This window comes from Streptomyces sp. NPDC054813, assembly GCF_053611365.1.
Genome location: NZ_JBSHAF010000059.1, coordinates 1 through 12,494, shown reverse-complemented (window position 1 = coordinate 12,494; position 12,494 = coordinate 1). Strand labels below are relative to the sequence as shown.

The window sequence follows — 12,494 nt, the reverse complement described above, 5'->3', positions numbered from 1 at the left end:
ACCGACGGCTCCTACGACACCGTCGTCGACCGGGAAGCAGCCAAGGAAGGACTGCGCCGGCTGCCCGAACGCGAACGCGCCATCCTCTACATGCGCTTCTTCGAAGACATGACGCAGAGCCGGATCGCCGAAAGCCTGGGCATCTCCCAGATGCACGTCTCCCGCCTCATCACCCGCAGCTGCGCCCGCGTCCGGAACGAAGCCCTCGACCGGCAGTGACACCCAGTCCCCCATGGTCTGCGCATCATTTCGCCCCTGCCGTGCCGATCCGAGGAGGCCGTGCATGCTCATGCCCCACCCTGCGACTCTGCGCAGGCTCGTCGAGGAGTACGAGACAGTTCTCGCGACGGAAACCCCCGGCGACGACGTCGTTCTCAGCACACGCCTGCAGGACGTGGCCTACACACTCTGTGTCCTCACCGGGACGCGGGAGACAGCCCACGCTCTCCAGGTCGCCCGCGACTACCTCGACCGTACGATCGACAGCGCTGAGATCATGCCCGGCATCGGGCGGGGCCGGGCGATCGTCACCCCCGGTGGCGTCGCACAGGGCAGAGCCCGCAGCGCTCTGCCGACGGCCTGACGGTCCTGCCGGGCGGACCAGGTCACGCCCCCGGCTCCGCCTTCCGTTCTGCTGCGGATGCGCGGGGTCCGGGGGCACTACCACCACCAGTCCTCATGGAGTTCCCGCATCTCCGGTCCCAGGAACGCGGCCAGGATGCCGTCGCCGACCTTCTCCGGCTTGCCGGGCCGTCTGCGGCGCGGGCTCTTGCGTGCCGCGATCTCCAGCTGAGAGGACGTCGCCTCCTCGTGCAGTCGCAGGGCGCGGGCGATGCTGCGCAGGACCTGCTCCGAGGGGTTCCTGTCACGGCCCTGCTCCAGGCGGTTGTAGTAGTCGGAACTGATCCCGGCGAGGAAGGCGACCTCCTCGCGGCGCAGGCCCGGGACGCGCCGGTTGCCCTGGTCCCGGGCGTCGTCGGGCTGGACCAGTTCCCTGCGGGCGCGCAGATACCGGCCCAGTGCCCTCGCGTCTCCGGCGGGTGCCATGTTGCCGGCGTACGAACGTGTTCCGGGCTCATGGGTGGCCCTGTCAGTCCCAGTCCCAACCCGTCCTGGTGCGTCCCACAGCGCTCGGCGCAGTCTGACAGCGCAACACGAACGACCGGAGGAATACGTCACATGTCCCATGTCTTCACCACCCCGTTCAACCGCGCCAGCACCGCCTCGGAGGTGATCGAAGGCGTCGACGTGTCCGGCAGGCGGGCGATCGTGACGGGGGCCAACTCGGGCATCGGCGTCGAGACCGCCCGCGCTCTGGCGGCCCAGGGCGCCGAGGTCACTCTCGCCGTCCGCCGCCCGGAAGCAGGCGAGCAGGTCGCGGCCGACCTGCGTAAGGCCACCGGGAACGACGCGATGCACGTCGCCCGTCTTGACGTGTCCGACCTCGATTCGGTGCGGGCGTTCACCGCCGCCTGGCAGGGCCCGCTGCACATTCTGATCAACAACGCCGGCATCATGATGCCGCCGGCGCTCGAGCGGGGCATCGCCGGGCACGAGCAGCAGTTCGCGCCGCGGCAAGCCCGTTCGCCCCGATCGTGGTCCCGCCATCGCCCTCGTGATCGCCCTCCTCACCACGGCCCGGGACCTCGTGCTGCCTCAGCTGGCGCCCAGCTGACCGCAGAGTCCCCCCGGCCCACATGCCGCGGCGAGCCGCCCGGAATCGCTGACCTCGCCCTCAGCGAGAACACCATGGATCTCCAGCTGACCGACAAGGTAGTGATCGTCACCGGTGCCACATCGGGCATCGGGCATCGGGCATCGGGCAAGCCATCGCCCGGCTACTCACCGGGGAAGGAGCCGTCGTGACGGGCGTCGACCGCATGCCCTCATTCCCCGTGCGCACGCAGACCCATGAGGCCGCCGGAGCAGCGGAGGCATGAAGGAACTCGCGCCCACGCGGGATCATCTCGACTTGTCGAGGGATACCGCCGGGGTATACAGAGACGGTTCCCACACCAGCGCTGCGGAGATGATCAAACGATGTCGGTGCTGCATGCAGTGCTTCACGCCCTGTCCATCGCGGGGTCGATGACATGGGAGATCACCTGGGCACTGATCCTGGGCTTCCTGCTCTCGGCCATCATCCAGGCGGTCGTCCGCAAGGAGACGGTCGTCCGGCTGCTGGGCGATGACCGGCCTCGCACGCTCACCGTCGCCTCCCTGCTCGGGATGGCGTCCTCGTCCTGCTCCTACGCCGCCGTCGCGCTGGCCCGGTCGCTCTTCCGCAAGGGCGCGAACTTCACCGCGGCGATGGCCTTCGAGATCGCGTCCACCAACCTCGTTGTCGAACTCGGGGTGATCCTCGCCCTTCTGATGGGCTGGCAGTTCACGCTGGCCGAGTTCATCGGTGGACCGATCATGATCGTGGTCCTGGCCGTGCTGTTCCGGCTGACCCTACGCAGCCGCCTGCTGCGCGAGGCCCACGTGCAGGCCGACCGCGGAGTGGCCGGCTCGATGGAGGGCCACGCCGCGATGGACATGTCCGTGGGCGGCACCGGATCGTTCTGGCGCCGACTGCTGTCGCCCCGGGGCTTCACCTCCGTCTCCCACGTCTTCGCGATGGAGTGGGCGGCGATCCTGCGCGACCTCGTCATCGGCCTGCTGATCGCCGGCGCGATCGCGGCCTGGGTGCCGGACTCCTTCTGGCAGAACTTCTTCTTCGAGGGCCACCCCTTGCTGTCGAGGGTCTGGGGACCGCTGATCGGCCCGATCGTGGCCCTGATCTCGTTCGTCTGCTCTATCGGGAACGTGCCGCTGGCCGTGGTGCTGTGGAAGGGCGGGATCAGCTTCGGCGGCGTGGTTGCGTTCATTTTCGCGGACCTTCTGATCCTGCCCATCCTCAACATCTACCGGAAGTACTACGGCCTCAAGACGGCTCTCTACCTCGCCCTCACCTTCTACGCGGCCATGGTCACCGCCGGCTACATGGTGGAGCTCGCCTTCGGCGGCCTCGGGCTGGTACCCGACCAGGCCGACGCAAAGATCCCGATGGAAGGGGTGAGCTGGAACTACACCACGTTCCTCAACATCGCCTTTCTAGTGCTGGCCGCCACGCTCGTGATTCGCTTCTTCCGCACCGGAGGCCGCGAAATGCTCGCCATGATGGGCGACGCGCCGGAGACCATGGAGCAGCGCACCGAGCAGCAGCACGAGGGGCATTCGGGACACCACCACTGACCGGACCGGGCCCTGCGACGGAACGAGAGCCGCGCCGGCGCGGCTTGCGGGCAGCTCTCGGAAGCCGTTGGTCGAAGCGCAGACCGGCTGGCCCGTGGTCGGCGGCCCGGATGCGGGTGAGCTGATCGAGGGCAGCCTTGCTGGAGGCGTACGCGGTGGCGCCGGGCACTCCCCCTTGCTGGACACGAACGTGCCGATGTCGATGACCGAGCCGGCCCCCTTGACGACCATCTTGACGACCATCGCGGGGATGAGAGCGGTGGTCAGAAAGAAAGGCGCCTTGACGTTGACGTCGTAGACCTCACCGAAGACCTCATCGGTGGGTGTCGGTGCTGGCCAGGGAGGGGTAGGTGCCCGTGCTGTTCACCAGGATGTCGATGCCACCGGCGAGTTCGCCGGCGGCGCCGGCCAGGCTGCGAGCCCCGGCCGCACCTGAGCGATCGGCCTGGACGAAGTCCGTCTTCCCGCCGGCCGCGCGGATGCCGACGACGACCCGCTTGCCACGCTCGGTGTTACGGCCCGAGACGATGACCTGCGCGCCCCGCTCCCCGAGCAGTTGCGCGGTCGCGCGGCCGATGCCGCCGGCCGCGCCGGTAACCAGCGCGGCTCGGCAGTCAACTCGGACTTGTACCGTCCGGCACCGGCTGCTTCACGGTCGGCGATGCTTCACGGCCCGACGCGGAACCCTCGGTGTCGGCGCGTGCTGCCCGCCTTCTGCCATCAGGCGTCGGCGAGTGCCTTGCGGCCGGTCGTGAGAGCAGCGGCCTGCTGGGTGACTCGGGCCCCGAGGTGTTCGGCGGTGGCGATGTCGGCGGGGTGGACGGTGTCGACGCCACCGTCCTGGGGGGTCGAGGCGCCGGCGCCGATCCAGAAGCCGAGTCGGTTGAGGTCGTCTTCGGCGGCGGTCAGGGCATTCCAGCCGGGAGGCAGGCCGAGGCCGACCCAGATCATGTGGTGCTGGGCGGCGAGAGCGGTCATGAAATTGAGGGTGTTGTGCTTGTCACCGCTCTTGGAAGCGGAGTTGGTGAAGCCGGCAGCGATTTTGTCGGCCCAGACGCTCGTGAGGTAGCGGCCGCTGGTGGCTTCGGCGAAGGCATGGAAGGCGGAGGAGGCGCCACCCATGTAGGTGGGAGAGCCGAAGATGATGGCGTCGGCGGCGTCGAGCCGCTGCCAGTCCTCGTCGGTGATGGCGTCCACCGGGATGTAGGCGACCTCGGCTCCGGCCTTTTCGGCACCGCGCCTCACCCCTTCGGCCAGGACAGCGGTGTGTCCGTAACCGGAGTGGAAGGCTATGGCGACCAGGGGGCGCTTGACGGTCTCGGTCACGGGAGTCACTCCTTGAGTAGGCATGGTCTCTAATCTAAACCTGACCTCCAAAAGAGGGCAACCCTCTGCGGGGATGCGGGTGTATTCTGGGGGGCATGTCACAGCAGGAGCAGCCACCGATCACCCTCGACCCAGAGCGGCCGATGGACATCCTCGACGCGGCATGCCCCAGCCGTGACGTCTTCGTGGATCTGGCCGACAAGTGGGCCTTGCTGATGCTGCTGAGCCTGCGGGAGCGCGGTGTCCAGCGGTTCTCCGAACTACAGCGTTCCATCGGCGGGATCAGCCGCAAGATGTTCTCGCAAACCCTGCGGACCCTGGAACGCGACGGACTCGTCGCCAGGACGGTGGACCCCCGTGCCACGCCGCCTCTGGTCCTCTACGCGCTCACCGACCTCGGCAGCGAGATCGCGGAAGAAACCCGCGTCCTGTGCACCTGGACCCACACGCGTGCCGCCCAGGTACACGCGGCACGCGCCGCCTATGACCAGCGCACCGCCGACTGAGTGTCGCCAGTTCTCTCCAGGCCGCGGGCCCGTGACGTCGGCAAGGACTGCCTGGTCGCTTTCGACACCAACCCCTGCTCCGCCCTCGGCCGACAAGGTCCGCCACCAGCAACAGGTCGAGGTCCGCGCTCCGGCCTCCGACCGCCTCCCCGCACGCCACCACGCAGCGGCTGCACAGGGTCCCACTGATCAAGTTGCATGCGGCTCAAGCATCGATAGGTGCATCCGGAACGGTCGAGGCCCTGTCAGGTCTGCTGCAAGAGGGCCAGCATGACCCTTGCGCTGTTGATGTGGCGGTGGTCGGGTTCAAGAATGCGCTGAGCGTCGTGGATGATCCGCGTGAGTTCGTCGGCCGCCTCCCCGGTACGGCCATCGGCGATGAGTGTCTGACACCTTTGCAGGCGGGAGTGCACCACGTGCGGGTGGTCGGTGCCGAGGACGCGGCTACGATCGATGACCAGCTGGGTGAATATCGCCAGCGCTTCGCTTGTCCTGCCTGCTCGTGCCGCGAAGTCCGCCTGCGTGCTGACAATGGCGAGCGTGTGCGGGGCATCGGCTCCCAGGCATTGGTGCGCATCTTCCAAGAGGTGCTGCAACTCGCGTTCAACTTCAGCTGGATTGTCTTGAAGGCCGCGAAACCAGATAAGGCTGCGTCGAGTGGCGAGGACCTGAGGATGTTTCGGTCCTTCCAGTCGTAATCGGTCCTCAAGAAGAGCGCGAAGCTGTCGGATGGCCGCCTGCGTGTCGCCCGTCTCCCCGGAAAAGTAAGCCTGCTGATGACGAGCGGCCAGGGTGTCGGCGTGGGTCGGGCCCAGCGTTGCCGTCGTATCAGCCACGAGTTCGCGAAATGCGCCTTCGGCCGTGTGGGTCTCGCCGGCTTCACCGGTGAAGAACGCCAGCTGGTGCCGGGCGGAAAGTGTGTCAGGATGGCGCGGGCCGAGTTCGGCCTGCCTGCCACGTACCACCTCCTCCAGCCTGCTCACCGCCAGTCGCGGCCAGCCACGATCGCCCACGGCGATGGCCAGCTGGAAGTCAGCCCCCGCAGCCCCTCCGGCGGCGGCCCGTTCGAGAGCCGGCACTGCTCGTGCCAGCTGATTGGCCTGATGGGCGACCAGACCCATGTCGTAGGCATCGTCGGGCTCGACCCTGTCCAGCAAGGCATTCCACAGGTGATCCGGCACAGGGGCCAGTCCCGGTGCACTCAGCAGGTAGTCGAACGCCACATAGCCTTGACTGTAGTTGCCGATCAGGAGCCCGCTCGTTGCGTAGGCGGCTTTGCAGGCCCATTGCATTGCTTCCTCGAACGGCTCAGGTTGCAGATCCGGCCCACCGCGCTCAGCGAGGTAGGGCGGATGGAGTTCCCGGAGCCACTCTCTACTCACCGGTCGCCTCAGTCCCGAGCGGCGGCAGTCAACGGCCGCGGCAACGACAGCTCCTCCGCGCGGGTTGGCGCCGGGCGCCCATGCATGGCCCCAGGCAGCAAGCAGTTCGGGGCCAGCTGCGATCACTTCTGCGAGGCCGAACCGGTCGCAGGACTTCAGGGCGACTTTGAGCCTCGCGTCGGTCTCATGCGCCGCGGCACGGTGCTGTTCGGTCGGTGACCAGTGCCGAGCCAGGGGAATCTTCGTCGCCTGATCCAGCACCTCGCGCTGAGATCGCCAGGCGTCGCGGGCAGACCCGGTGAGCCTGCTCTCCTCTCGGGCATCGTAACGGCGGTACTCCTCGGACCGCATTGTCGCCAGCACCACGGCCCGGCGTGAGCGTCCCTGGAGTAGCCCGGCCAGCATGGAGACGGTCAGTCCATCGGCGCCCAGGTAATTCTCCAGATCGTCCAGCCACAGGACAGCACGCTTGCGACGCCGGACGACCTCGATGGCAGCGGTCAGAGTGGTTCTGGTCAGGGGGCGCACGAAGGCGTGCCGAGGAAAGAGCGATCGGACGACCTCATAGGCCAGACGTGTCTTGCCGGCGGTTGACTCGCCCACGATCAGCACGAAGCCACCCAGCGCGAGTGCTTCTCGCAGCGCTGGCTCGGCATCGCGCTCCACGTATGGGGGTGGCGGCTGCGCGCGTCGTCCGTCTGCCGGATGCGCGCCGACCAGTTCGGGATGTTCGATCTGGCTGAGTCTCGGGATGCGACCGTCCAGCGTCCACAACAGGGCCACAGTGTGCGAGGAGAGCCGTTGCGGACGCATATGGTCCGCCACAAGGCCGTACACCGTCGTGACAGCTGCGCCGATGCCGGTGGCGAGCGGACCCGTTGTCCAGGTGGCAGCGACGGCCACCGTGCTGGCTCCGATCGCTACGGCTGTCAGGTACCTGATCCAGCCCCGGCTTAGCCCCCCTTGTGGGCGAAAAGTTGGCAACACGCCTGCCCCCATCGCGTGATGTGGTTCCCCATTGTTTCTTCGCCTCGTCGGCCGTGTCGATAGCTTGCCTGTGAACGCCCGGCAGACCCAGGGGAGGTCCTCGCTCCATCACCGGCCAAGAGCAGGGAACTCGCGCTTGGCCGGTGCGCGGTGGTTGTTCAGCCCCTGACTGGGCGAGGACGCAACCCTCCATCTGGGCCTGCCCACTAGTGAACATGATTGGGTGATGTCGGGCCGTTCGCCGGACAGCCTGTGGGTGGCTTCGGTCCCCCCTGGTGGGGTGAGATATCCGCAGGGTGGTGGCTTGACCGACGCCGAAAGGGTCGCTCGGGAGCTGGTCCGGCTCCAGGCCGTGGCGTGCTTTCGAGACTGTGCACCGCGGCGATGATCCCGGCCGTCGAGGAGGCGTGCCGCCAGTGGCGGCCCGATTTGGCGCTGCACGAACGGCGAACACGCCTCGGCGGTGGTCTCCGAGCGGCTTGCCATCCCGCACGCCCAGGTCGCGACCTCACCGGCGAAGATTGAGGCATACTCGCTCGACCTCGCGGCACCTGCGTTGGAGCCCTACGGCCGCGATCTGGTGGAGCGGCTGCGGGCGACGCCGTACCTGACCCGCTTTCCGGCCTCGCTGGACCCGAACGGAACGCTCGTCTCACTCACCGCCAACCTCGGCCTGTACCCCTGACCATCGATCCGGACCCGTCCAACCATTGTCGGCAAACCCGTTCAGGACAAGGCCGTTCCTCACCTGCCCCCCGAATCGTGGACGTGATCCTTCAGCGGGTGGGGGAGCCGTGCCCTTCACCTCGCCACGTCAGCGTGAGGATGAAAAGGGTCCACGGTCGGCGAAGGCGCGCAGCAGTTGCCGTTCGGCGTCGGCGAGGTAGACCGACAGCAGGAGTTCTGCCTGCTGGGCGTCCCGGGCCTCCAGGGCTGCCAGGAGGTCACGGTTGCGGGTGAGGTAGGGCGCGTGGAAGCGCCGCGGGTCGCCCATGGCGTGGAAGGCCAGGCGTAGTTCGGCGTGGATGCGGAGCATGAAGTCCGCCAGTCGCGGTGATGCGGACAGCCGGACGATGCCGTGGTGGAAACGCAGATCGGCGGTGGCGACATCGGGCCAGAGTTGCTCGGCTGCCGCCCGCTCGCCCTCCTCCACGGATGCGCGGATCTCCTCGATGACCCGGTCGGGGGCGCCGGCCACCTCGCGCACGGCCGCGCCCTCCACGAGTCGCCGAAGCCGGTACAGCTCTGCCACGTCGTCGCCGTCCAAGGTGCGTACGAATACGCCGCGGTTCAACTCGTGTACCAGCAGCCGCTCGTGGGCCAGCAGTCGGAAGGCCTCGCGCAAGGTGTTGCGGGACACGCCCAGAGCCGCCCCCACGGCTTCCTCGGACAACCGTGTTCCGGGCGGGATGTCACCCTCCGTCACTCGCTGGCGTAGCACACCGGCCACCCGCTCAGCGGTGCTGCCGCGACCGAGCCGGTCCTTGTCCCTCTCCAGTCCGGCAATCCACGAGCTGGGTGCGCTTGTGCCCATCCGTCCTCCTCGGCCATCGACGGATCTGCTGACCGCCTCGATCTTTCGTTGAACAAAAGCTACCCCCATCTGCCCAGTAGCGGAATCCAGGCGAGAGAGATGCCCAGGCTTACAGGGATGACCTCTTGAGGGATCGTTGAACAATCCCTACCGTATGGAAGGAAGCCTCGTGCGATGGCTGCCGTGGAGCATCCGGGATGCGTGGAGGACGGAGACGGGCATGGGCACGGACGAAGAGGACGCCGTACGGAGCCCCTCGGGCCCGCGGCTCCCCACGGCAGGAGCGTTGAGCCGACGGCTGGGTGCTGTTGTGGCAAGCGTCGGGGGCGCGTGCGGGTTGTGGGCGATCGTGCGCCTGGTCGCACGTACTTCCTTCTTCAGGCATGCCCTGTGGATGGACGTCCTGGGCGTGCTGGTGCTCCTGGGTGCCTGCTTCCTTACGGGCGTCTGCCGCTTCCTCGGCCTGCGGTGGCTCCTGGGCGTGCTGTGTCTGCTGGCGACTTTGGTCCTCCAGAGGTCCGAGCTGAACCAGCAGGCGTTGCACCAGCACGGGCGCACCGAACACGTCACGGTCCTGGGGATCCGGGTGACCGAGGACGGCATGAGCGGCGGGAGCACCGAGGCCTACACCGTTTCCGTGCTCGACGGCCCACCGTTGGGCCCGATCCAGGGGGGCACCCTCGTCGACTGGCACTGGGCGGTAGGTGGCACCTACGTGGTGACCGTCGACACGCGGGGGCAGGCCCCGGCCGAGCGGGGAGGCGTCCCCGGCCCTGCGGTGGTCCAGCAGGTCCTCCAGGTCCCGCTCGCGCTCGGTCTGGCCTGGAGCCTGTGGCGACCGGCGCATCTTCGCCTGCGCCGCAGCCGCTCGGCCGAGCCGGGCCTTGAGGGGCTGATGGGCTGATGGGGCGCGATGGCTTGCAGGGTTGGTCCGACGGCCTGGGCGCCGAGGGTGCCGACGCCGAATCCGCCGCTGCGAACGCGGAGTTCCCCGATCCGGCGTTTATGGTGCACGCCGACCCCGAGGCGGTGCTCGAGCTGTTGGAAGCAGCCCCTGGGCCCGCCGGGCGGTTGGCGGCAGCGGTGTACCGGGCATCGGCGCACCTGCACCGGCAGGCGAGTCCGGGGGTGCGTCGGCAGATGCTGGCGCTGGACGCCGCGCGCTACGGGGCTCTGGGCCTGTCGGCGCGGATCACCGCCGTGCCGGTCGACGACGGTGCGGACAGCCGATGGGGGGTGGCCTGGGCCACCGGCAGCACAGTCGACCACCGGTTCCGTCAGGCTCTGATCGGCCACACCGAACGCGTGCGCCAGGTGGCGACGGGGATGGTCGGGGGCCGCCCGATCGCCGTCACCTGCAGCAGCGACGACGGCACGGTGCGGGTGTGGGACCTGGCCACCGGCCACCCGGTCGGCGAACTCCTCACCGGCCAGGACGACGAGGTCTGCGCGGTGGCGACGGCAGTTGTGCGGGGCTGCCCGGTCGTCTTCGGCGGCAGCCGGGACGGAACCGTACAGATCTGGGACCTGACCACCGGACGCCCCGCCAGCACACCCCTCACGGGCCACACCGAAGTCGTCACAGAGGTGGCCACGGTGGTGTCGAACGGGCGGCCGCTCGGCATCAGCGGCAGCCGGGACGGGACCGTAAGGGTCTGGGACCTGACCACCGGCCAGCCGGTCGGCAAGCCCCTCACCGGCGGCCACGGCCCGGTGGAGGCGCTGGCGGCGGCGGTCGTGGACGGCCGCCCCGTCGCCGTCGCCGGCACCTGGGACGGGACGGTGCGGGTGTGGGACCCGGCCACCGGCCGCCCGGTCGGCGAACCGCTCACCGGTCACAGCGACGGAGTGTGGGCCCTGGCCACCGGGGTGGTGGACGGTCGTGCGGTGGCTGTCAGCGGCAGCCGGGACAGGACCGTGCGGGTGTGGGACCTGACCACCGGGCGCCCGTTCGGCAAACCCCTCACCGGCGACCCCTACGGGGTGCAGGCGCTGGCCACCGGGTCGGTGCAGGGCCGTCCTGTCGCGGTCGGCGGTGGTCAGGACGGGATGGTGAGGGTGTGGGACCTGACCACCGGCCGCCCCGTCGGCAGACCGATGGCCGGCCATGTCAACGGGGTGTGGGCGGCGGCCACCGCAGAGGTGAACGGTCGTCAGGTCGCTCTCACCGGCGGCAACGAGGACGGAGAAGTGCGCGTCTGGGACCTGACGCCCGACCGCCCCGTCGGCGCCCCCCGCATCGGCCACACCGACGACGGGCGAGCCGTGGCCGACGCGGTGGTGAACCGCCGCCCGGTCGCGGTCACCAGCAGCCGGGACGCGACCGTGCGGGTCTGGGACCTGGCCACCGGTCGGCCCGTCGGCAAGCCCGTCGTCCACCCCCAGATCGTGGAGGCGCTGGCCACCGCCGTGGTGGACGGCTGCACGGCTGTCCTCACCAGTCGCTGGGACGGAACGGTGCGGATGTGGGACCTGGCCACCGGTGCACCCTTGGGGCAACCTCTCGTCGGCCACACCGAGCCGGTGTGGTCACTGGCGACGACGGTGCTGGCCGGGACCCCGGTGGCCCTCGCCGGTGGCTGGGACGGAACGGTTTGGGTGTGGGACCTGACCACCGGACGCCCCGTCGGCCAGCCCCTCGCCGGCCACTACGGCGCGGTTGGGTCGGTGGCGACCGCAGTGGTGGGAGGTCGCCCGGTCGCGGTCACCGGGAGCTGGGACACGACAGTTCGGGTCTGGGACCTGACCACCGGACGCCCGGTCGGCGATCCGCTCACCGGCCGCATCGGCTTGGTCAGGGCGACGCCAATGGCGGTGGCGACCGCCGTGGTGGACGGTGCCCCGGTCGCCGTCACCGGGAGCCGGGACGGGACAGTGCGCGTGTGGGACCTGACCACCGGCCGCGCCGTCTGCACCCTCCTCACCAGCCACACCGACGAGATACGAGCGGTGGCGACGGGAGTGGCCGACGCCCGTCCGATCGTTGCCAGCGGCAGCCGGAACGGGACCGTGTGGGTATGGGACCTGACCACAGGCCGTCCCACCGGACCTTCCTTGGCTTTCCCCGCGCCCGTCCATGCGGTGAGCCTCACCCAGGACAGCCGACTGCTGGTGGGCTTCGGTTGGGAGGTCGCGGTCCTGACCCCGGTGACGCAGCCATGCGTCGGGACGACGACCTGAACGCGATGCACCGTCGCATACATCGCCGCATCGCAGGTGCCGGAGCGTGAGTAGGGCCTGGTGGCCTGGGGACAGGCGTCGCCATCGACTGCCGATCTCACGACGGCGCCGACGCAGGTGACGCGCCAGGAGCCGCAGGGTCGAACTGGATCACCTTGCATGCCATCGCTGCCCGGATAAGTGATTCGCGGCCGCCTCGGCAGCACCGACTCGATCACAGGCGGTGGCCGACATCACGCTTTCAAGTTCCTTACGTTGTTGGTGGGTTGATTCCGGTCACTCGTACGATCGGGAGGCCCGGGGGCCCTGGGTATGGCTGTCAAGTTCATGCCGTAGGAGTGG

The 12,494-nt window shown here is 69.0% G+C and carries 12 protein-coding genes and 1 pseudogene; 8 read left to right on the top strand and 5 right to left on the bottom strand.

Features of this window, described 5'->3' with window-relative positions; genetic code table 11:
- Together ACWGJB_RS49445 and ACWGJB_RS49440 are read left to right on the top strand one after the other, a co-directional pair.
- The coding region (locus ACWGJB_RS49445) for a sigma-70 family RNA polymerase sigma factor (RefSeq protein ID WP_453386581.1) at positions 1–219 on the top strand (219 nt) is incomplete at its 5' end.
- A 64-nt stretch (positions 220–283) separates the two neighbouring features.
- Positions 284–583, top strand: a complete 300-nt coding sequence (locus ACWGJB_RS49440; RefSeq protein WP_453386580.1) for a DUF5133 domain-containing protein — start codon at positions 284–286, stop codon at positions 581–583.
- Between the two features lie 134 nt (positions 584–717).
- Here ACWGJB_RS49440 and ACWGJB_RS49435 read toward each other — a convergent pair.
- Positions 718–1,047 (bottom strand): annotated as a pseudogene (locus ACWGJB_RS49435) (helix-turn-helix domain-containing protein); the annotation flags it as partial.
- A 132-nt stretch (positions 1,048–1,179) separates the two neighbouring features.
- Here ACWGJB_RS49435 and ACWGJB_RS49430 point away from each other — a divergent pair.
- Positions 1,180–1,866: an SDR family NAD(P)-dependent oxidoreductase gene (locus tag ACWGJB_RS49430; RefSeq protein WP_453386579.1), complete on the top strand. Its 687-nt coding sequence runs from the start codon at positions 1,180–1,182 to the stop codon at positions 1,864–1,866.
- A 183-nt stretch (positions 1,867–2,049) separates the two neighbouring features.
- Positions 2,050–3,237, top strand: coding sequence for a permease (locus ACWGJB_RS49425; protein ID WP_453386583.1), 1,188 nt, complete (start codon positions 2,050–2,052; stop codon positions 3,235–3,237).
- Positions 3,238–3,550: 313 nt separating this feature from the next.
- Here the strand turns inward: ACWGJB_RS49425 and ACWGJB_RS49420 are convergent, their stop codons facing one another.
- Together ACWGJB_RS49420 and ACWGJB_RS49415 are read right to left on the bottom strand one after the other, a co-directional pair.
- On the bottom strand, positions 3,551–3,838 hold the full coding sequence (locus tag ACWGJB_RS49420) for an SDR family NAD(P)-dependent oxidoreductase (protein WP_453386582.1): 288 nt from the start codon (positions 3,836–3,838) through the stop codon (positions 3,551–3,553).
- 119 nt (positions 3,839–3,957) lie between these two features.
- Positions 3,958–4,563: a flavodoxin family protein gene (locus ACWGJB_RS49415; protein WP_453386578.1), complete on the bottom strand. Its 606-nt coding sequence runs from the start codon at positions 4,561–4,563 to the stop codon at positions 3,958–3,960.
- Positions 4,564–4,658: 95 nt separating this feature from the next.
- On the opposite strand from ACWGJB_RS49415, the gene ACWGJB_RS49410 reads away from it, so the two are divergent.
- The gene (locus ACWGJB_RS49410) at positions 4,659–5,069 is read left to right on the top strand and encodes a winged helix-turn-helix transcriptional regulator (protein WP_453386577.1); all 411 of its coding nucleotides are present in this window, start codon (positions 4,659–4,661) and stop codon (positions 5,067–5,069) included.
- Between the two features lie 245 nt (positions 5,070–5,314).
- On the opposite strand, the gene ACWGJB_RS49405 is transcribed toward ACWGJB_RS49410, so the two are convergent.
- Entirely contained in the window at positions 5,315–7,354 is a 2,040-nt protein-coding gene (locus ACWGJB_RS49405) for a tetratricopeptide repeat protein (RefSeq protein WP_453386576.1), read from the bottom strand.
- A 547-nt stretch (positions 7,355–7,901) separates the two neighbouring features.
- Between ACWGJB_RS49405 and ACWGJB_RS49400 the strand changes: the two genes are divergently transcribed.
- Entirely contained in the window at positions 7,902–8,123 is a 222-nt protein-coding gene (locus ACWGJB_RS49400) for a hypothetical protein (RefSeq protein WP_453386575.1), read from the top strand.
- Between the two features lie 129 nt (positions 8,124–8,252).
- On the opposite strand, the gene ACWGJB_RS49395 is transcribed toward ACWGJB_RS49400, so the two are convergent.
- Positions 8,253–8,972, bottom strand: a complete 720-nt coding sequence (locus ACWGJB_RS49395; protein ID WP_453386574.1) for a GntR family transcriptional regulator — start codon at positions 8,970–8,972, stop codon at positions 8,253–8,255.
- A gap of 220 nt (positions 8,973–9,192) precedes the next feature.
- On the opposite strand from ACWGJB_RS49395, the gene ACWGJB_RS49390 reads away from it, so the two are divergent.
- Both ACWGJB_RS49390 and ACWGJB_RS49385 read left to right on the top strand, forming a co-directional pair.
- Positions 9,193–9,876, top strand: a complete 684-nt coding sequence (locus ACWGJB_RS49390; RefSeq protein WP_453386573.1) for a hypothetical protein — start codon at positions 9,193–9,195, stop codon at positions 9,874–9,876.
- A gap of 14 nt (positions 9,877–9,890) precedes the next feature.
- Positions 9,891–12,152: a hypothetical protein gene (locus ACWGJB_RS49385; RefSeq protein WP_453386572.1), complete on the top strand. Its 2,262-nt coding sequence runs from the start codon at positions 9,891–9,893 to the stop codon at positions 12,150–12,152.
- The last annotated feature ends 342 nt before the right edge of the window (positions 12,153–12,494 follow it).